Source organism: Acidithrix sp. C25 (assembly GCF_904848545.2).
In genome coordinates, this window is record NZ_CAJHCI020000006.1 from 1 (window position 1) to 20123 (window position 20123).

Below are 20123 nucleotides of genomic sequence, written 5' to 3' on the forward strand. Positions count from 1 at the left end.
GCTTCTGCCAGGAATCTTATGGATTAATCAGTGGGGTGTTGCCATCAACTATTTTTGACCCACCCCACCTATTCATGGTAGTGCTTTTGAGTAGATTGAGGTATCGTTGATTGTAGATTCTTGACTTCTCTTGGGTCAAAGTCCACTGCGATAACTGACATTTGCCACTGGCGTAAAGCTTGAGTGATTGAATTGGATTGCTTGCAAAAGATAGGCATTAGGGGTTAGATGAGGCTTCGGCTAAAACTGAATAACAACCCTGATTTATCTTTTTATTCAGAAAGATAGTCGACCTTGGCCTTGTGTTATTTGATTGGTCGATGATAGTAGTATTTAAGCACTGGCCGCCATTTAACCTTAGCTGGATCGTTTGCGCAAATGCAAGGCAGGATATTTCCGTCTGGAATTTTGGCATGATCTCTGCGCGTGTGGTCAGCGGTGATTTTTGAGTTGTAAATATATAGCTTGATCCTCTGGTACTTCTTTTACGGGAAGGTCTCAGAGATCCTGTTTGCGCGTGGGCGTTATAGGGTATCTAGCACACTTCTTTGACGGAGTTTGCTTTCTTTGGACGGAGATGACCTTAGCTGAGCTTCGTCAATTTGATCCTTGATCTGTCGGCTTGGCTGTCGTCATTTAAAGTGTTGTCCTAAGCCGTTATGGCTTAGATGCTTTTGGGTCTTATTGGAAAACAGGGCCAATTGTCAAGTTGGCTTCGAAATCGGAAATCCCCTTAGGTCTTAGGGATCCTGGTGCACTTGTCTCTTGCCCGAAAGCATTGTCCCTAACTTTGATCGGTTTGAATCTCTGGTTGGTTGATGAAGTTTCCATCCGTTGTCATGGCAACGGTCAACATAGATGTGCGGCCAATAAGGTGTTCGAATCTGCAGCTGACTTGAGGATGGAGTGTATAGTTTCGCATTAATATCCTTTCAATAAGATTATGTCTTGCACCGCTGGGTTTAGGAATACTTGTCTTTTTATGATCATTTCGGCTGAGTTGATGTGATGATCTAGGAGGGCGATCAAGGGTCGCTTTGGCGAATTAGTGATTTTTCCACATGGGAGGCCGATTTTCCAATAATGAAGCCAATCCTTCTTGGAGGTCGTCGGAGGCGATGAGTTGATCCAATGCCTGAGCTTGATGTTTGACGAGGTCGAGGCGACTGCCATTTTCTCGAGATTTCTCAAGGATCTCAAGAGAGAGTCGAATTGATGTGGGCGAAGCTGCGATAACTTTTTTGGCTAACTCCCGCGCACCATCTAAAGCCTTCCCGCTTTCAGTGATCTGGTTGACAATACCCAAGTTGAAAGCTTCGCTAGCGCTCAGTCGCTTTGCTGTTAGGATCAATTCGTTAGCTAGCTGTGGTGAAATTGTCCTTTCGATTTTTGTCATCCCAAAAGCGCCTGGAACGAGCCCCGTTCTCGATTCGTTGAAGCCGAATTGCGCATTGTCGTCGGCAACGATCATGTGACAAGCTAGTGCTATCTCAAATCCTGCGCCCATCGCGAGTCTGTTTACTGCGGCTATGACCGGCTTGTTGATAACTTTTCTTTGACTCAAACCTGCTAGTCCGTTTTTTGGGATCCATACATCTCTTCCAAAGATCGTCATTCCAAAATCGTTTCCACTCGAGAAAGCCACATCCCCAGCGCCAGCAAGAATCGCAACCCATAATTGCGAATCATTGAAAAAGTTATCGAAGATTGAGTCCAGTTCGCAATGTGCCTTGGTGTTCAAGGCATTGTATTCGCTTTGGCGATCTATCGTGATCTCTAGGCTGTGGCCGTATCTTTGGACCTTGATAAACTCATAGGGCTCTTTTATTTCAAGGTAATCGGCTTCGTCCTTGATAGCCTGCGTGGCTTTGTCTAGGGAAAATCGGTTTCCAAAGCCATAGGATTTTACTTCGATTTGGAAGGTCGCAAGGTCATCTTTCTCCAACGCTTGGAGTGTCGCTTCGTCGCCATCTTGGGTTCTCGCAAAGAATCGCTTGTTGTTGGAGATTAATCTCCCCACAACTATTGCGAACTTGCCTGATTTGGAGTACTTGATTGTATAAGTCTCTATGGTGGCTTTGCCCTCTGGTGAAAATGTAAAACCGGGCGATGGCCATTGATTGACTTCTTGTTGGATCCGGCTGCTCATATTGTCAGCCCGCCACGGACACGGGGAGTTAGAGTAGATTCCAACTGAATATTTCGAGAGCATGCCTCCATTGGCTCCTATAAATGCATAACTGCCTGGATGTTGGCGGAGTCGCTCTGTCGCCTGGATGATTGCATGCATTGAGTAGTCGTTACCGGGTCCTCCAAAAAATGGGAGACCGCCGGAGATAGTCAGGTCGCGAGGGTCATCTCTCTGGATTCCGAGTCCGTCACATATATTAAAGACGGCAATCGGAAAGCAACTATAGAGGTCGAAAAAGTTGACTCGATCGACTCCTATGCCGGCCATTTCTAGCGCAGCTTTAGATGCCAACACCGCAGCTGGGCTCTTTGACAGGTCGTCTCGCTCAATTAGAGGTCGTTCCGCTACATCACAGCGGCCATGGAGAAAGACCATCTTATCGATTGGAACTCCTAGTTGTAGCGCGGTTTGGATCGACGTTATTACCAAAGCAGCTCCTTGGTTTACTTGGTCTCGAGCTATTAGATAGCGGGTATAGGGTTCGCATATCATGCGATTACTGTCAGAGGGCGTCGTAAGCTCGCGTGCGCTTCGAACCTTAGGCGCACTAGAGTGCGAGTTTTGTGCAGCGATTTTGGTAAAGGGTTCGAAGAGGGTTCCCATTTCAATGGCATAATCTGGCCTTGACTTATGCATGCGAATCCTTCTGGCATTTTCAAAGAGTGCATATTGACTAGGTGCATTTGTCAAGCCATGACTTGATTGATGCAAGGATACGATGCCATTTAGTCCATATCCTCGATCTTCAAGGTCGCAATCTGCGTGGTCAGAGAAGTCTGGTCTATCCGGTAGATCTTTGTAATGGCGTGTGGTCGATATTGCTTCGGAGCCGAATGCGAGAGCTATGTCGCTCGTACCATCATAGATTTTTTGACATAAGTCGCTTACTAGACTTTGGGGAGATTGTCCGCCAGTAACTTCCAAAATGGCTCGTTTGGGAGTTATCCCTAGACGTTTTGCTACCGATGCTACAAAGTTATTTGAGCGACCCAGAGGCGCAGACGCCCTTGGACTAGAGTTTTCAAATTGTCGGGTAGCTGCTACTGTGTCTATAGCTTTGAACAGTCGGTCGCTTTTTATGCCGCAATCTAAAATCGCCGCTTTTGCTGCTGTTTCTGCAAGATCAATCGGTGACATTGCCTTGTATTCGGAGGTAGAGATTCGCTCAGAGCTCTGTCCGGCTCCAATAATAACGGGCGTTCTTGGATCAAGTTGGTCATAGTTCACCGTCCCCTCAAAGGTTTGGGGATTGCCATCTTTGTAGAGAGGTGAATGATCTTTCATGGTTGTTGGTTGTCTCGTTCCTTAGGTATAGCTTCTAAAGTTAATTTTTAGGGCAATCGAATCTTTTCTCGTGCACCGTGCCAAGGCAGTTTGGCGCAAGATCATCTCAAGATCTCCCTATAGATATTTCTACTACCTTTAAGAGTGGGAAGTGAGCATATCGGAATTGGGCGAAAGTTCTTTGGCGAATTTCAATTGCTAGAAGCTTTTGGTTCAAAGAGCCCTTGGTTTGGATTATTCAAAATGTGGATGAATTTAACAATCCATATAATTTTTAATAATTGATTTTATGTTGAGATAGAAAATCCCCTTGTAGCTTGCAAGATGCGCATCCTTATTGGATGTCTAGATTTGAAATTATTTTTTAATTAAGTTGCTAATTATGGGATCTTTATTAAATATAATATCTCTCAAAATGTGCGAGTCTAGGTTGCAGAAGCAATGATTATGGCCAAAGCTCACCCTCATGGGCAGGGTGAGACGGACGTTTGATATTCATGTTAGCGAATTATATCTGTTATGGTGGCCACATCGAGGTTTGATTGGTGAAATGAAAGATTCTTTCAACTGTCGATTTGAAATAATTATTAGATTAGAGAGTGCACTAAGGTACTTTTGAGAAAATTTCGAGATGTGATTCCACTGTTGGGTTAATATATGTTTTTAATTGATAGTAGTTTTGAGATCATTGCTGGAAATTGAGACCATGATTTTTTGTAATACCTTAACGCGATAAGTCTTACCTTTTGTATAACATTTTTTTGTCTTAATTTTATTGGCTGGAGTAGCACATAATAATTTTTTGAATGATCGTGTCGGTTCGATGGCCTTTTGTCGCCGCAGTCTCTTATATGCGCTTTGGGACGATCTGATCAGTCCCGAAAATAAAGCATTTGTTAACTGGCGGGTGGCATGGTGGTTGCGAAGATTGCCATTTATCTCTTTGCTATCTTAATTTTTTGTGTGTTTGATACCTCTGGGGGTATATAATTTTGAATATAGAAATGTGATGGATGGGTCTAACGTGATTGAAATACCAGACGAAACTATAGAAAACCTCCAAGTACGCCTTCGCAGGATCTCTGGGCAAATTTTGGGAATTGAGAAGATGCTTAGCGACGGCAGAGACTGCAGCGATGTCGTGAATCAAATCGCGGCAGCTCGCAAGGCCCTAGACCAAGTGGGTTTCAAGCTCGTAGCTGCAGGATTGAGATCATGTCTTTCGGATCCCGTTAAAGCTCAAGAGAGCGGATACGATATCACTCAATTGGAAAAGATGTTTGGAAGGCTAGCCTAGCTGTTCGTGGGCGTTAACTATAGGTTTATATGTGCTCATTGGATCTCGTGAGTGACAGAGCGACTAGATGGCTTTGTGGATTGAGTTGCTACTTGTCAACCTTGGTCTAACGGTTTTAAGCTCGCCCCATCTCGATATCTGAGCTTTGGTATATTTCGAACAGCCACAAGGTCATAGGTCGAATATTGGTTCGAGATGGCGTGTTCTGTTTTGGCGTCGTCAAATAGATGTTGCGCAGCTGAGCTCCGCTTATGATTTGCAGATAGCTCGTGTTGGGACCAATTCCTTACAATGGCTTTGAGATGATGTTGGAGTTGGCTCATTTTTAGCTATAGCCATCTATTTAGATTTGATTTGCCGAAGGCTATGCCATGAAAGGTCCAGAAATTATCTTGAGGGATTCCGCTGTGATCGGTAGCAATATAAGCAATGTTAAGTTCCAGCTACCAGGCGCCGATTGGAATGACAACGCCCCCACTTTTTAGTCGCTCGTGCTTTTAACTTCTTGGATTAAACCCTTTTTATCAGGTCTCGTGGTCTTCTTTGAAGTAGATCGCCTCCATGGATTCGGATTTTCTTTGAGAATGGCTGGTCGATAGGTTAGATTTTCCCATAGGTTTTAGCTGGCTGGGCTGACCGTGATAACCAGGAGGAAGATTACGTGAATAAAGACCAGGTTGGAGCCATTAGTGATGGGCCGTTGTCGGGAATTGTCGTTGCAGATTTTTCTCGAGTTCTAGCGGGACCATATGCCACGATGTTATTGGGTGATATGGGCGCTGATGTAATAAAAGTTGAATCCAAGTTGGGCGATGAGACTCGCACGTGGAAACCTCCGAGTTTTGGAGAGGATTCCACTTATTATCTGGGGATAAATCGAAATAAGAGATCAATAGTGCTGGATCTATCGGATCCACAAGACGTTTCGGTCGCAAAGGAACTGATACGTCGGAGCGATGTGATGATTGAGAATTTTCGCTCCGGTGCAATGGCCAAGTTTGGACTCGATTATTTAGGGGCCAAGGAGATAAATCCCCAAATAATTTATGCATCGATTAGTGGTTTTGGAAGTGATTTGGGGGCCAGCATCCCAGGTTATGATCTTATGGTTCAAGCCATTTCGGGATTGATGAGCCTAACCGGCGATCCGGATTCTGATCCGATGCGGGCTGGATTTGCCGTTATTGATGTGATTACAGGCCTTCACTGCGCTTTGGGAATTGTCTCAGCGCTATTTGAGCGATCCAAGAGTTCTGAAGGTCAGAACCTCCAGGTAAGCCTTTTAGCCTCTGCTCTTTCGGGAATGGTGAATCAAACGAGCGCTTATACAGTTGGTCATGTGGTTCCGAACCGGATGGGCAATGCCCATCCAAGTCTCTATCCATATGAGCCATTTGACGCCAGTGACGGCAAGATCGTCGTCGCAATCGGAAATGATGGACAATTTCAAAGATTCGCGAACGCTATCGGCTTAGGTTTTCTAGCCGAAGATCCCAACTTTGCGACTAATGAGGAGAGAAATCGTAACCGGGGCGTGCTGCGAGAGAAGTTGAATCAGACCCTTTCGAGCAAGACCAAGAGTGAGTGGTTCGATATTTTTGTCGGCGTGGGTGTGCCAGCGGGTCCCATCAATACTGTAGACGATGGCATCGCCTTTGCTCGATCAGTAGGACTGAATCCAACGATTAACCAAGATTACAATGGTGGTGAGATTGCTACTGTTCGCAATCCGATCTCTTTTTCTAAGACTCCAAATAGCTATCGATATTCACCTCCTAAATTGGGCGAAGATTCTAAGGAGATTCGGCAGTGGCTCTCTAGCTAGTCTTTTGAAACTGAGCTTCGATCAATATCTGTTTTGGAGGATTAAAGATTGGATATGATGTGATTCCCATTTTGAGGAGGCTTTGTGTAATTTTCAAGCCGTAGTCGAGCTCTGTCTTATTCGTTGATCTCTGGGTCTAAATGTGCAATTGCCACCTCTCAAAAAGAGAGATCGTCTCTCGGATCAAAGTCCTCTCGATAGATCCATATTACGAATTTTTGCGATCTGTGTCGGAGATGTAAATGGCGTCTTGAGCTCTTTAAACATTTATATATGAAGTGGAATGAGAGGCTACCTTTGCGGGTTTGTGACTTTTGGTAATTTAGTTTTCTACCAGAGGAGCGTCATGGAGCGCGAAATTCAAATCTTAGGCGCCAATTGGTGCCCCGATTGCAAACGGGCCAAACAATTTCTAGCTGATCAACGTATTCCTTATAAATTTCTCGATGTGGAGGCCGACCTCGAGGCACGTGCCGAGGTTGAAGCTAGAAATGGTGGCAAATTTATTATTCCGGTTGTCATTTTCCCAGATGACACTTATCTGGTGGAGCCCGATAACGCTGAGTTGGCATCACGTCTTGGAATTGAGATTACCGCAACAAAGTCCGCATACGACTTGATTATTGTTGGAGCGGGTCCCGCTGGATTGTCCGCAGCTATCTATGGCGCTCGAGAGGGAATAGACACTCTCGTCTTGGACAAAGGCGCCTTCGGGGGACAGGCTGGTGTTACTGAGCGTATAGATAATTATCCTGGTTTTCCTCAAGGGGTAGGCGGTTCGGAATTGTCAGCTCTCTACGTCGAGCATGCTAAACGATATGGTGTCGAGATGCTCTCTGGCGTGGAGGTAAAGTCAGTTTTACCTGGCGAGGGTTTCTTGGAAGTGGTTACAGATCGAGACCTTACCTACCGCGCGAGTGCGGTGGTGGCGGCCACGGGATCCACTTATCGACGTCTTGATGTAAAAGGCGAAGAGGATTTAATTGGAGCGGGTGTTCACTTTTGTGCAACCTGTGATGGTCCCTTTTACGCCGGAGCGGCCAATATAATCGTTATAGGCGGAGGTAATTCTGCGATCGAGGAGGGGTTGCACCTCTTAAAATTTGTCGACCATGTCACTATTCTGCAGAATGGTCCAGAACTTACTGCGTCAAAGATATTACGTGAACGAATTAGCGAGGATCCGAGGTTCGAAGTCATCACGTCAGCAACGGTTAAGGAATTCGTGAAAGGTCCCAATGGTAAGCTCACTCAAGTGCGCTACGAACAAGAGAAAATCGAGCATGAGATCGAGGCTCCGGCCGCTTTTATCTTTATTGGTTTGACCCCCAATTCCAAGTTTATCTCTGACGTGGTCGATACCGATGGTGTCGGATATGTCGACAGTCACGGAACTATGGGCACCTCTCTGCCTGGCTTGTTTGTAGCTGGTGACTTGCGGAAGGGAAGCACCAAACAGATTGCATCGGCCGTTGGAGAAGGGGCCGCTGTTTTGCTGATGGTTCGTCAGTATCTGGAATCTGTGGATGCGATAGCACCTAACCCAATGTAGAACTCCTTTTAGGCTATATCTGAAGAGCGAGATCGTTAGGTTAGGGGAGTGGCCCAGACCTAACGAGAACTATTTCGATCTTTAGTTATTTCGGATGAAGATGATTCGCTTCGCAATTGATTCAGGTATATCCTTCAACTTCGTGTAATCAATCACTTCATATAAGGCGGAATTTTGCTTCCTGTGCTTGCCAATATTGCACTCTTTGTTCTCGGTGATCACCTTGAGAAAGTTTGGGAGCGTGATATGGGAACTCGTTCTAAACGAGCCGCACGCCGGAAAAACAAAGAACCCACATGCCGACTTATTCGGTACGCGGATTTCTGATACGCCCCGGGTTTAAAGGAGACTCCATTATCGCAGAACCAATCGGTTCTCCTGGGTACGCATTAGCGTAGCAGAGACGGATGTCAATACCCCTAAAAGCACGATATTTGATGGAATTTGAGCTGTCTGGCGAACTAGTTGTTTAGATTAAATCTTTAAAATATGGCTGGTTCATTACTATTTAGGACATCTCTCACTACCACCAACTTTGTAACAAACAAATCCACAATCACAACAGAAGCATTTGTGGTGATTGTCGACTTAAAATGCTGGGTACATCAAAATACCTACGGGAACTTTGATGGAGCTCTGGATTTAACTATGGAAGGTTAGTTATCGAGATCGACGTGGGCGACTGGTTCGTCACAATGAGGACAAAGACCACCCGTTCCAATACGGGTACGCAAAAGGTTGCATTCTGGGCATCTTTAAAATAACGATGTAGCGACTCTCGCAGCGGGGACACTCATAGACGACTTGAATCCGTAGGGCATCGTAGGCATCACATCCACCTCAGATGGCAAGGGCTACTGGCTAGTCGCAAGCGATGGAGGAGTCTTTAGCTTTGGCGATGGCGCCATCTATGGTTCGCTGCTAACTAAGAAGCTAAATGAACCAGTTGATGGAATTGCTATTGGCTAGGTAAGAAAGCTGATTTGGTTTATTGAATCTAGAGTGAACTTTCTTTATGAGGCATAATCCAAAGAGGTGGTAAATCTCCTACAATGCGATAACAATCACACTGCACTACTAAAGATAAACGATGGGCCCTAGCACTCCGATGGCTAGGGGAGGTCTACTCCAGAGAGGAGACCTCGGAGGGCTATGTCAATTGTGGAATGGTGAATTAGTTAAATTAGTCAAAGAGCCTTCTTCAAAGGGGTATTTAAAAAGCTCAAGTAAAGACTATTTCAAGTACGGGTTGGCTAGAAGAGTGAGAAGAAACCATCTGCATCAATCGCGACAACTATCTCGAAAGCGCATCGGATGAAATTGAGAGACTAAGAGGGCTATCTAGAAAAAGAGGATTTTGCGATCGGCAACGATGAAAACGAGGCTCTTTGGCCAATTAGTTAAAGTTGTACCTGGTCTTATGCTGGCCTGTGTAAATCCATTCATGTGCTTATTTGCGTCTGATGTGTCAATCGAATAGGTGATGCTTCGCTGGGTTCAGTCCCTGAAAATGCACATATGTGTTATTCCTATGCTTAATTAACATTATTTACTGTAGGATATGCAAATTTAGATCTAGGTCCATGACCACTATTAGAAACCGCCAAGACGGGAGCCGTAGTGTATTTCAATAGATTATATTGTCCTCGGGAAAGAATTCGTCGATGAACTTCTTTGGATTATCAAAGCGATCCAATGTTCCAAATATTGAGCCAGAGTAAGTCGGGGAAAGTCGGGAGTTACAGTAAAGCTCAGCGATTGCCGGCGGTGCGTACTCTAACATGACTGATCCTTGGAGCAATTTGGCCATGTATTCCACCATTGATCGAGCACGCCATTGGATGTCATCCCCATTTGTAAGCATCTTTAGCAGGTTGTTGAATGCGGCGTCGAATGTTTCTACATTTCCTAGTTGGGGTCTACATTCGTCGATTAGCGCATTGGTGGCGGCGTCATCTTTTTCCATTGCCCGTAAAGTGTCGAGTGCATTCACGTTCCCCGACCCTTCCCAGATGCCATTGAGCGGTGATTCGCGAAACATCCGAGCGATTGGTGCTTCTTCAACGTACCCACTTCCACCAATGCATTCGAGAGCTTCAGCAATCAAGGCTGGTTCTCGTTTGCAGACATAGAACTTTCCTAGCGCAACCCCGATCCTTCTAAGCGCTGCTTCCTCGGGATTATGCAAGGCTAGGTCGTCCGCGAGTGCAAGTCTCATCGAGAGGAGCGTTGCAGCGCTAGATTCCAGTGCCATGTCTGAGAGGACGTTTAGCATTAGATCTTTCTCGATTAATTGTGTTCCAAAGGCGGCTCGATGCCTTGTGTGATGAATGGCCTGCGCTACACCAAAGTGAATCTGACCAGCCGAACCAATCATCGAGTCCAATCGACAGTGGCCAACCATATCGATAATTGTCTTTACTCCTCGACCTTCTTCACCAACTAAGTATGCATGCGCGTTTAGGAACTCAATTTCACTGGACGCATTCGATCGATTGCCGATCTTGTCTTTTAGACGCTGAACCAAAAGTCGATTCAATGTTCCGTCGGGCAGAACTCTAGGGATCAAAAAGGCACTGAGCCCTTCGTCGGTTTGGGCTAAAGTTAGGAAGATATCGGACATGGGAGCAGATACAAACCATTTGTGACCTGTAACGTACCAGAATCCTCTCTTTGTATTTTCGGCGTGGGTCGTGTTGGCGCGTACATCGCTTCCACCTTGTTTTTCGGTCATTGCCATACCGCAGGTGAGCGAGGTTTTTGTCTGCCAAGAGCCCAAGTCTGGTTGATATGTGGGCTCTCGAAGCTTTTCGACAATATCTCTGAATTCGGAGCCACATTTATCTAGAACCGGAACACTTGCATAAGTCATTGATATTGGACAGCAATGGCCGGGCTCTACTTCAGAAGCGAGATACAAGAGAGCGCCACGGCGCAGATGACTATTTGAACCATTGGGAGTTGGATAGTTTGCCATACCCGCTCTGATGGATTGCTCCATGAACTGATGGTAAGCAGGATGGAAGTCGATTCTATCTATCCGATTTCCAATTCGATCGTAGCTCTTCAACACTGGCGAATAAGCGTTGGCCAGACGTGCAAGTTCAAACGTTTCTCCGCGACCGAGCCAGCTCGCGTAGTCAACAATTGAGTCATCTCTTGGAATATGGTTTCGAACAAAGTTGGCTAAGAGCGGATTCGTGAGGAAGACGTTGTAGTCCTCCATTGGCGGAACTTGGTTTGTAACAGTGTGAGTCGGGTAGTTGTGTTCTCTCGTGTTCATTATTCTTCCTTGCATCTGGTAGTGGGAGTGGATCGCGCGGTAGTTGTAAGAATTCCTGTTACTTGCTCCTTCGCGCGACTTGCTAACTCTTTAGTAGTGGGTTCGAGGGTCGTCAAATTTGAAGTTGCTTGGCGATGATCTCATTCATGATCTCATTTGTTCCTCCACCAATTCCCATTATTCGTCCATCTCGATAGTGTCGTTCGATCTCGTTTTCGCGCATGTAGCCCATTCCGCCATGGAGTTGAAGTGCCTGGTTTATTATCGCCTCCATGGCATATACCGCGGTATTTTTTGCCATAGCGACTTCCATTATGACCTTTTCTCCATTTACGTATCTGATAGCGGTGTCATAGAGAAACGTTCGGGCTACCGTGTACTGCCGTTGCATCTCGGCTAGTTTTTGTCGAGTTAACTGCATTTTTGAGAGTTCGGTTCCGAATACCTTTCGATTTTGAACCCAAGTCATGGTCAGGTCAATACATCGCTTTGCGCTGGCTAACGCTTGGCTAGCCATAGAGAGGCGTTCGGTGGCAAAGTTCGCCATGATAGCGCTAAATCCGCTACCTTCCTCGCCGATGAGGTTTTTGCTAGTTACAATCACGTTGGAAAATGAGAGTTCAGCGGTGTCGGAGCAGTGCCATCCTAATTTTTCTAGTTTTCTAGTTACAGTGAAACCCTCTGTACCTTTTTCGACCACGACTAAGGAGATCCCTTTGTGGCCGAGAGTAGGAGATGTCTTTAGGGCGACAACCACAAAGTCAGCTCGGTAGCCTGAAGTGATGTAGGTCTTGGCGCCATTGATCAAAAATCTGTCGCCATCTCTCGTCGCTGAAGTCGTTATTGCAGCTACATCTGATCCTGCATTGGGTTCGGTGATCGCTAAGGAGCCAATTAGATCGCCGCTCATCGTTGGCTTGGCATACTTTTCGATTAAATATTGATCATTCGAGGCAATGATATGTGGGATTGCTATTCCCAGGGTTAGAAGGGCAGCACAGATGCCACTCGATCCACCACTTTGGATGATAGCCTCTGAGACGATCATCGAGTCGATTATGTTGCCGATTCCCCCTACGTTTTGCGGAAACCCTACGCTGAGAATACCTAGTTCAGCTGCTTTTTTATGGAGCGATCGTGGAACCTCGCCTTGGTCTTCCCAACCCTCGATATTAGGTACAATGTATTCTTTCGTAAATCTAGCGACCATCTGATAGAGCATTTGACGCTCTTGCGATCGGATGGTCAGGAGGCTTTCTGGTATTTTTGTCTGCATCTCAAAGATCGCCTTTTAGGTTCGAATATTTCAGTCAATCGACAACTTGTGAACTGATTTTGCGTTGCATTCAAATTGACAAATCGTTTATTGATAAGCTCATGTTATCTCAGGTCGATGATGGAATGTGAAGGATAACAAATGAGTACATTCGTTATGGGTGAATGGATCAGCCGTCGAGCTCATATTGAGGGTGATCGCATTGCGTTGATGAGCAAGACCCGACGTCTTAGTTATAAGGACTTTGAAGCACGAACCAATCAGGTTGCAAATGCACTATACGCGGCTGGCGTTCGGCCATACGACAGGGTGGCACTTCTGAGTCTAAATAGTGTGGAGTTTCTAGAGATAGTCTTTGGGGTGGCGAAACTTGGTGCGATAGCGGTGCCTATTAATTTTCGATTGTCGTCCCAGGAGGTCGCCTACATCCTCTTTGACTCAGGTGCGACAACATTGTTCTATAGCTCTCAGCTTGAAGAGGTGGCAGTGACTGCATGTGAGGCCGAGGGCGTTCACGTACGACGAACTATTTCAATAGGGCAACCTTCATCAGGAGCGAGCGATCTAGTAGCCTCTGACGTAATGGCCTTTGAGGACTTTGTTTCAAAGGGCTCAGTCGATCCATATCCATCCCAAGTACTCATCGACGACGTGGCAATGATTATGTACACCTCGGGTACCACAGGTCGGCCTAAAGGAGCGATGCTTACTCACTCCAATATGACATGGAATGCGATCAACCTGCTAGGGGGCCTTGATGGAGTCTCTCATAATGATATAACTGTCACCTCAGCACCGCTCTTTCACATCGGAGGGCTTGGCGTCTTTTGCCTACCTTTGATCTACATTGGGGCTACCAACTACATCCAGGAGAGCTTCGATCCAAATGAAACACTTCGTCTTCTTGAAGAGTTTAAAGCTACCTGTCTTTTTATGGTGCCTGCGATGTGGGCGGCGCTATCTAGGGTCGCTGATTTTGATTCTTATGACTTGAGCTCTCTTCGCTTTGGAGTCTCCGGCGGTGCTCCTTGTCCATTACCAGTTATTGACTTCTTTATCGACCACAGCGTTTCGTTTTTAGAGGGGTTTGGGATGACCGAGACCTCTCCAATGGTCTCGGTGCTTTCGAGTGATCAAATTCGCCTTCGTGCGGGATCGATTGGACGAGTGGTCATGCACGTGGATGCCAAGATAGTGGGAGAGCAGGGAGAACTACTTTCGCCAGGAGTAGTTGGTGAACTTTGTGTGAGAGGCCCGAATATCTTTAAGGGATATTGGGGTTTGGGTTTAGCTACCAAAGAAGCAATTGTTGATGGGTGGTTTCATACCGGAGATCTTGGCAAGATGGACGAAGAGGGGTTCATCACCCTGGTCGATCGTAAAAAGGACATGATCATCTCCGGTGGCGAAAATGTCTATCCAATAGAAGTCGAACAAGTGCTATTTCGCCATGAGGCGATCATGGATGTGGCTGTAATTGGTGTGCCCGATGATAAGTGGGGCGAAACTGTCGCCGCGATTGTGGTTCTGGCTGACGGTTTTGAGTGCACTTCTTCGGAGATAATTGATTTTGCTAGGTCAAAGATGGCTCGATACAAAGCGCCAACGATAATTTATTTTGTGGATGCTTTGCCCCGAAATGCCACTGGTAAAGTGCTAAAGCGAACGCTAAGAGGCGACTTCACCGGAACTTCTTCTTCGGTATTAAGATAGATAGTTCAGGTCAGTGGAACTTATTTGTTTTAGCTAGAGCCTCCCTTATCTAAATCCAGGGGAGGTTTTAGCTGGTGAATTGTAACGATCCGCTATGGATACTTTTATTTCCTAAGGGCTGCATGGGTATTTTCTTATAGCATTATGATTTTGATTAGTTTATTGGTTTGGACAAGCCGGTGCGTTGGCACAATAGTGGCTGATGTGTTTGATGAGAGCATCACGGAGTATCTACGGTTCACAAGTGAATGATAAGTAGTCAAATGAAGCTTGCCGGACGCGTTACAGTCTCCGTAGTAGGTATTATTCTTTATGTAACGCCTTTTGTCTTTGTCGATTCGGCATATGGCATCTCCAAGTCGTCTCTACAAGCTGAGGCCTCGCAACTTGCTACTACTATTGCGGATCAAAGTAGCCAGATTCACACCCTTTCCATTGCGCATCTTCAAGCTGTAGCTGAGTTGTCCACTGTGAACGCTCAGCTCAAAGGTGACGAACGGCGGCTCGCAACGGCCCAAGCGAATGTGGAAAAGCACAAAGCCCTATTATCTAAGATTGCCATAAGCCAATATATGAACCTCTCGGGAATCACCGATATTTTTACAGAATTATCCATGTCGCAAAGTGAGTATGTCGCTCGTATTGAGTTTGAGCGTGTTATGGGACTTGACGTAAGTACCGCAATCTTCTCTTACAACTCCGCTCTTCGTACGCTGAGTGGCGACTTGGCTAGCGCGAAGGCTGCGCAGGATGCGGCCACAACTGCTAAGGCGAGGATCGATGCTTCAGAGAGTAGCCTCTTGGCTGCGGTTTCTAGTGAACAATCGACGTTGGCTTCAGTGAATTCACAAATTTCCAATCTCGTTCAACAACAGATCGCCCAGAGGCTAGCCCTAGAACTTCAAGCCAAAAGGGTAGTTTCGGCCCATAACGCCCAGAGCTCCCAGGGGGCGCCGACCTCTAGTGGCCTATCGAGTGTTTCGAGCGGTGCTGGAAGGGGTGCTGGCGTTTCAAATTGGGGAGGTCATCCAGCACCGATATCTGCTGCTTCGCTTGCCGCATTGCGACGGTGCGAATCTGGAGGAAACTATCAAGATAATACGGGTAATGGTTATTTTGGCGCCTATCAATTCTCTATTTCAACTTGGCATAGCCTTGGATTTCCGGGAATACCATCCGATGCATCTCCCGCTACACAGGACCAAGCGGCTTCAATCTTGGCTCGAAATGGCTGGTATTCATGGCCGGAATGTTCTTTGGTGTTAGGCTTGAACTAGAAGTAGATGGCCGCTTTAGCTTCGGGTGATTGATTTTGGCCATTGCCCAAGAGTAAGGTCTTCTTGGAAGTGCAAGTTTCAACGGATCTCTAATCTCAAAGGAATTGTCCAGTGTTAAGGGTTTGATCTGGATTTGCATTTTAGAGATCGTTTGTTTTTCGCATGAATTTTGTCGATCCTGTTAGTGCTTTAGAGACGGTGTAATTTTTGAAAGGTAGCCATTCCCGGCAGAGAAGTCTCCTCTAAGATGGTTTAGCTGATGCTATATCTTTCGATCATTTTGATTTTTGGGATCGAGTCGCTATCTTCTTGTTGTATCTCGCTCTCATTGGTGGTTTGGCTTGTGGCACTTTTTATTTGGTGGAATTCGAGCAACTCAGATTATGAAAGGTGTTTGATATGACGAAGAAAGTCCCCGAGATATCGTCTTCTCCTTCGGCAAATGCAATTGAAGGCCAGATGGTTTTTAACAAGCATCGCGCCATTTGGGAATTTGACTTCAATAACTTGGCCTTTGAGTGGCGCCGAATCGCGGCTGAATTGGTAGGCACCTTTCTTTTGGTCACCGTCGCTGCCGGCGGCAGTGTTGTGAGTGCTATATCGCATGGGGCCATTTCGAGAGGTGCGGACGTTATAGCTCCGGGTTTGATGGTGACGGCGATAATTCTTTTTATGGGAACGATCTCTGGGGCCCATCTGAATCCAATTGTCACAATTGCCTTTGCTCTGCGTCGGGAATTTCCTATCAAGAGGATTCCTGCTTATTTTGCCGCTCAGATTGCCGGGGCTCTCCTGGCGGGTTGGTTTTTAGATGCCACCTTGGGCAACCATGGGAATTTGGGCATGACGTTGCCTGGGCATAACATTACTGATTTTCAGGCTGGTTCGATGGAGGTGTTTCTTACCTTTGGATTGATCTCTACGATATTGGGAACGTCCTCAGGTGCTCAAAACGTCGGTGGACTTTCGGCTTTGGCGGTTGGTGGTTATATTGCTTTGGCTGGCCTGTGGGCCTCGCCAATCAGCGGTGCATCGATGAATCCCGTTCGAACATTGGGACCAGCGGTCTTTGAAGGAAACTACTCTCACATTTGGGTCTATATCGTTGGTCCGCTAGTTGGTAGTCTTCTTGGAGTTGTCTTTGCATTTATATTGAGAGGTCGCGGGGGTGACCTTAAAGCCTCAATGGCGGCTCAAGGAATCCTAGGTGAGCTTGTAACGGATGCAAAGGGTCACCACACCAGCGCCCCGTCATCAGATGAGGCGCAATAGGAATGTTTCTCTTCCGGGTTCGATGCGGTTGACTGCGATCAAAAAGGGGATCGGGCTAACGCTAATCATCAATTGATAATTTAATTACCTTTTATGGGCTAGATGATTGTGCCATGGCGACGAGTTGGCCGTAGCGTGACCTTATTCTGATAAAGGTCCAAATAGTGACAAAGTTGGCTTCGGAGCTCGCTTGGAATTATTAACTCATCTACAACCATTTCACCCGCCAACTGATAGATGTTGTAGCTCTCCTTGTACTCCTGACGCAGGCGTAGGGTCTCCGCCTTTCGTTCCTCTGGATCAGCAATCGCTGCTAGCTTGTTGAAATAGACGGCATTTACGGCTGCCTCTGGTCCCATTACTGCAATTTCTGCAGATGGAAGCGCTAAGGTAACATCGGGATCGTAAGCAGGACCAGACATAGCATAGATTCCTGCCCCATAGGATTTGCGAACGATTACACAGATTCGTGGCACTGTAGCGCTAGATGTGGCGAAGATAAACTTGCGTCCGCGCTTTAGGATTCCAGCCCTCTCAACTGCGCTTCCGACCATGAAGCCTGGTGTGTCAACCAGGTAGACCAGGGGAATTTGGTAGGCGTCACAGAGCCAAACGAACTCGGCTCCCTTGTCTGATGACTCGGGGAAGATGGTGCCACCTTTTACAGCGGGATTGTTCGCTACAATTCCGACAGCTCTTCCATCGATTCTGGCGAATCCAACGCAAAGCTCTTTCGCATAGTGCGCTTTGACCTCCAAGAAGCTATCTGCATCCACGAAGGCATCGATTAGATCTCTTATTTGATAGGGACGATTCGGATCGTCAGGAATTATGTCATCGATCTCATCTGGGCTTCGACTCGGGAGTTTGGCGGGGCGAAGCGGGGTCTTTTCTTCACATGAAGAGGGAAGGTACTCAAAGATCGCTCTTACGATATCAGCTGCTTCGACCTCGGTCTTGGCGATGAAATCTACTGAGCCAGATACCTCAGCGTGCATCTTGGCACCACCTAGTTCTTGAGGAGATAGCTTTTGTCCTATCGCCATTTCAACCATACGAGGTGATGCGATGGCCATAGCTGCATCTTCCATCATAACTAAGAGGTCGCAAAAGACAGGAGTGTAAGCGGTGCCAGCAAAGCAGGTGCCGTATAATACGCCGACCTGAGGTATGAAACCAGACATTATCGAATGGAGGTAAAAGAGCTGTCCTCCGCCTTTTTTATCCACGTGATGGCCAGCCGTCTCGTCAATTCGAGCGCCGGATGAGTCTACTAGATAGAGTATTGGACGTTTTGCTCTAATGGCGGACTCTTGTGCGCGAATTAACTTTTCACCGTGGTATTTGCCAATCGAACCTGCCTTTACGCTGTAGTCGCTAGCAGTAAATATGATCTTGGTCCCCGAGACTGTCGCGCTTCCGGTCACAACTCCATCACAGGCAAGCTCTTCTTCGAAGTTGCGCGCCATCGTTCCAACTTCGGCTTCAACATTTTGATTATCGAAGAAAAGTTTGAGCCTATCTCTTACAAATAGTCGATTTGATTCGACCAGCTTTGCGTGACCTCGCGGTGGTCCACCAGCTTTTACTCGTTCGATAGCGCGCAATAGACGCTCTTGCCGGTTGCCCATATCGGTAACCCCTTTTATCTATTTTGATCAATTGATCGGATGATTGGTCCTGAAAGTTGTTTGAGTTATTTAGGTCTAAACCTCGAGCGCCGTAGCTCCTTAGGACTTTCAAAACCACCAATACCTTATTTACTAATAAATCATATTTCACCGAACAAGCAAATCCCAGACTTGAAAGTCCGTGGTTGCCTGTTGGATATCGCGAGCGCACTTTTACTGACTTTTTTGGAGGTCTTTGGCTCTAGGTTTTAAATCTTTCTAATATGAGCGAGGTAGGCCAAGGTCGTGTTCGGCTATAAAGTTGAGAACCATCTCATTATTTATCGGTGCGGTCTTGGATAGACGTGCTCCGGCTAACATCTGAATTATCATGTTGTCTTCCACGAAACCTCCTCCTCCAAAGGTCTGAATGGCCCGGTCAGCTGCTTCGAAGCAGGTCTCGGATGCAAGATATTTGGCCATATTTGCATAAGTTCCAACGACCGAAGAGGGAGCTTTTTTATCGTAAAGGCTTGCAGCCTGGTAGGTCAGTAGTCGGGCAGCCTCTTGGTTCGTGCGGATTCGCGCTAATGGATGAGCAACCCCTTGGTAGGATCCAATGGGTTGATCCCCAAATACCTTTCGTTCTTTTGCGTATTCGACTGCTTTGGTGACGAAGTAGTCAGTCATCCCCACCGCGAAGGATGCCCCCACTATGCGCTCTGGGTTGAGTGCGTGAAACAAAACTTTTGCTCCGAGATTTTCTTCTCCGATCAACGAATCGGTCGGTATTACACAGTCGTCGAAATGAAGGTGGAATTGCGAGAATCCTTCTATTCCGTATGTGCGCATCTTGTCGAGCTTTAGATTATCTAGATCTGTGGGTATTAGAAATAGCGACAGTCCATATGCCTTTGGCAGGTTGGCGGCCTTGAGATCCGCGATGGAGGTTGTCCGCGCGACAACGAGAAGCTTTTCGGCACGATCAACTCCGGTTATCCAGGCCTTCTCGCCATTTAGGTGGTATCCGTCATCTTCCTTGGTCGCCCTAAGTCTCATATTGAATGAATTCGTTCCAGCGTCAGGCTCGGTTATAGCAAATGCTAGCTTGAGTTCGCCCTGGGCTATTCGCGGAAGCAAGTCGGCTTTTTGGGGCTCCGTGCCACCCTCCATTATTGCTAAGGTATCCATTGTGGTGAGTAAAGCTAGGGTGTTCTCAAGTCCATAGGCGGAAAACCTCTCCATTGCTACGACCATAGCCAGAAGTCCGACCTCTGATCCACCATAATCCTTGGGAATTAAAGTTCCAAAAAGTCCAAGTTTTGCCATCGCTACCATGAGTTCCTCGGGATAGCGTTTCTCTTGGAAGATCTTGCTTAAAAGTTCGTTTTTGCGATCTCCTAAGGAGTCAAGGTAGATGTCGACCGCTTCCGCAACGGCGATGTGCTCGTCATTGAAGAAGGTCGAAGCTAAGCTCGCAGATGATCTGGTCATGTTCCGCCTCGAATATTGTTCTTAAATGTCATGTGAAATCAAGCAAATC

11 protein-coding genes are annotated in these 20123 nt (G+C 46.6%); 6 read left to right on the forward strand and 5 right to left on the reverse strand.

Translation table 11 applies throughout. The annotated features are described in order from the left end of the window. Nucleotides 1–1045 precede the first annotated feature (1045 nt). A complete protein-coding gene (locus tag ACIDITHRIX25_RS69405) occupies nucleotides 1046–3475 on the reverse strand; it encodes an enoyl-CoA hydratase-related protein (protein ID WP_201732174.1) in 2430 nt (809 codons plus the stop codon). A 1024-nt stretch (nucleotides 3476–4499) separates the two neighbouring features. Between ACIDITHRIX25_RS69405 and ACIDITHRIX25_RS69410 the strand changes: the two genes are divergently transcribed. The 3 genes from ACIDITHRIX25_RS69410 (at nucleotide 4500) to ACIDITHRIX25_RS69420 (ending at nucleotide 8149) form a co-directional block, all read left to right on the forward strand. Then, nucleotides 4500–4772, forward strand: a complete 273-nt coding sequence (locus ACIDITHRIX25_RS69410) for a metal-sensitive transcriptional regulator (protein WP_235347605.1) — start codon at nucleotides 4500–4502, stop codon at nucleotides 4770–4772. Nucleotides 4773–5433: 661 nt separating this feature from the next. After that, nucleotides 5434–6597, forward strand: coding sequence for a CaiB/BaiF CoA transferase family protein (locus ACIDITHRIX25_RS69415; protein ID WP_200891187.1), 1164 nt, complete (start codon nucleotides 5434–5436; stop codon nucleotides 6595–6597). Between the two features lie 346 nt (nucleotides 6598–6943). Further along, the gene (locus ACIDITHRIX25_RS69420) at nucleotides 6944–8149 is read left to right on the forward strand and encodes an FAD-dependent oxidoreductase (RefSeq protein WP_052604717.1); all 1206 of its coding nucleotides are present in this window, start codon (nucleotides 6944–6946) and stop codon (nucleotides 8147–8149) included. 1627 nt (nucleotides 8150–9776) lie between these two features. Here the strand turns inward: ACIDITHRIX25_RS69420 and ACIDITHRIX25_RS69425 are convergent. Then, the gene (locus ACIDITHRIX25_RS69425) at nucleotides 9777–11432 is read right to left on the reverse strand and encodes an acyl-CoA dehydrogenase family protein (protein WP_201732175.1); all 1656 of its coding nucleotides are present in this window, start codon (nucleotides 11430–11432) and stop codon (nucleotides 9777–9779) included. A gap of 112 nt (nucleotides 11433–11544) precedes the next feature. Then, a complete protein-coding gene (locus ACIDITHRIX25_RS69430; protein WP_052604715.1) occupies nucleotides 11545–12708 on the reverse strand; it encodes an acyl-CoA dehydrogenase family protein in 1164 nt (387 codons plus the stop codon). 141 nt (nucleotides 12709–12849) lie between these two features. Between ACIDITHRIX25_RS69430 and ACIDITHRIX25_RS69435 the strand changes: the two genes are divergently transcribed. From ACIDITHRIX25_RS69435 to ACIDITHRIX25_RS69445, 3 genes are all read left to right on the forward strand, one after another. Beyond that, entirely contained in the window at nucleotides 12850–14421 is a 1572-nt protein-coding gene (locus ACIDITHRIX25_RS69435; RefSeq protein ID WP_200891186.1) for an acyl-CoA synthetase, read from the forward strand. Nucleotides 14422–14684: 263 nt separating this feature from the next. After that, entirely contained in the window at nucleotides 14685–15698 is a 1014-nt protein-coding gene (locus ACIDITHRIX25_RS69440; protein WP_052604713.1) for a transglycosylase family protein, read from the forward strand. A 399-nt stretch (nucleotides 15699–16097) separates the two neighbouring features. Next, nucleotides 16098–16970, forward strand: coding sequence for an MIP/aquaporin family protein (locus ACIDITHRIX25_RS69445; RefSeq protein ID WP_082058478.1), 873 nt, complete (start codon nucleotides 16098–16100; stop codon nucleotides 16968–16970). Between the two features lie 98 nt (nucleotides 16971–17068). On the opposite strand, the gene ACIDITHRIX25_RS69450 is transcribed toward ACIDITHRIX25_RS69445, so the two are convergent. Continuing rightward, nucleotides 17069–18601: an acyl-CoA carboxylase subunit beta gene (locus tag ACIDITHRIX25_RS69450; protein ID WP_052604712.1), complete on the reverse strand. Its 1533-nt coding sequence runs from the start codon at nucleotides 18599–18601 to the stop codon at nucleotides 17069–17071. Nucleotides 18602–18859: 258 nt separating this feature from the next. Continuing rightward, entirely contained in the window at nucleotides 18860–20074 is a 1215-nt protein-coding gene (locus tag ACIDITHRIX25_RS69455; RefSeq protein WP_052604711.1) for an acyl-CoA dehydrogenase family protein, read from the reverse strand. Nucleotides 20075–20123: the final 49 nt, after the last annotated feature.

Bases quoted from the DNA above. Each gene is read 5' to 3' on its own strand.
- ACIDITHRIX25_RS69405 (WP_201732174.1), bottom strand. From the start codon at position 3,475: ATGAAAGATCATTCACCTCTCTACAAAGATGGCAATCCCCAAACCTTT.
- ACIDITHRIX25_RS69420 (WP_052604717.1), top strand. From the start codon at position 6,944: ATGGAGCGCGAAATTCAAATCTTAGGCGCCAATTGGTGCCCCGATTGC.
- ACIDITHRIX25_RS69425 (WP_201732175.1), bottom strand. From the start codon at position 11,432: ATGAACACGAGAGAACACAACTACCCGACTCACACTGTTACAAACCAA.
- ACIDITHRIX25_RS69430 (WP_052604715.1), bottom strand. From the start codon at position 12,708: ATGCAGACAAAAATACCAGAAAGCCTCCTGACCATCCGATCGCAAGAG.
- ACIDITHRIX25_RS69435 (WP_200891186.1), top strand. From the start codon at position 12,850: ATGAGTACATTCGTTATGGGTGAATGGATCAGCCGTCGAGCTCATATT.
- ACIDITHRIX25_RS69440 (WP_052604713.1), top strand. From the start codon at position 14,685: ATGAAGCTTGCCGGACGCGTTACAGTCTCCGTAGTAGGTATTATTCTT.
- ACIDITHRIX25_RS69445 (WP_082058478.1), top strand. From the start codon at position 16,098: ATGACGAAGAAAGTCCCCGAGATATCGTCTTCTCCTTCGGCAAATGCA.
- ACIDITHRIX25_RS69450 (WP_052604712.1), bottom strand. From the start codon at position 18,601: ATGGGCAACCGGCAAGAGCGTCTATTGCGCGCTATCGAACGAGTAAAA.
- ACIDITHRIX25_RS69455 (WP_052604711.1), bottom strand. From the start codon at position 20,074: ATGACCAGATCATCTGCGAGCTTAGCTTCGACCTTCTTCAATGACGAG.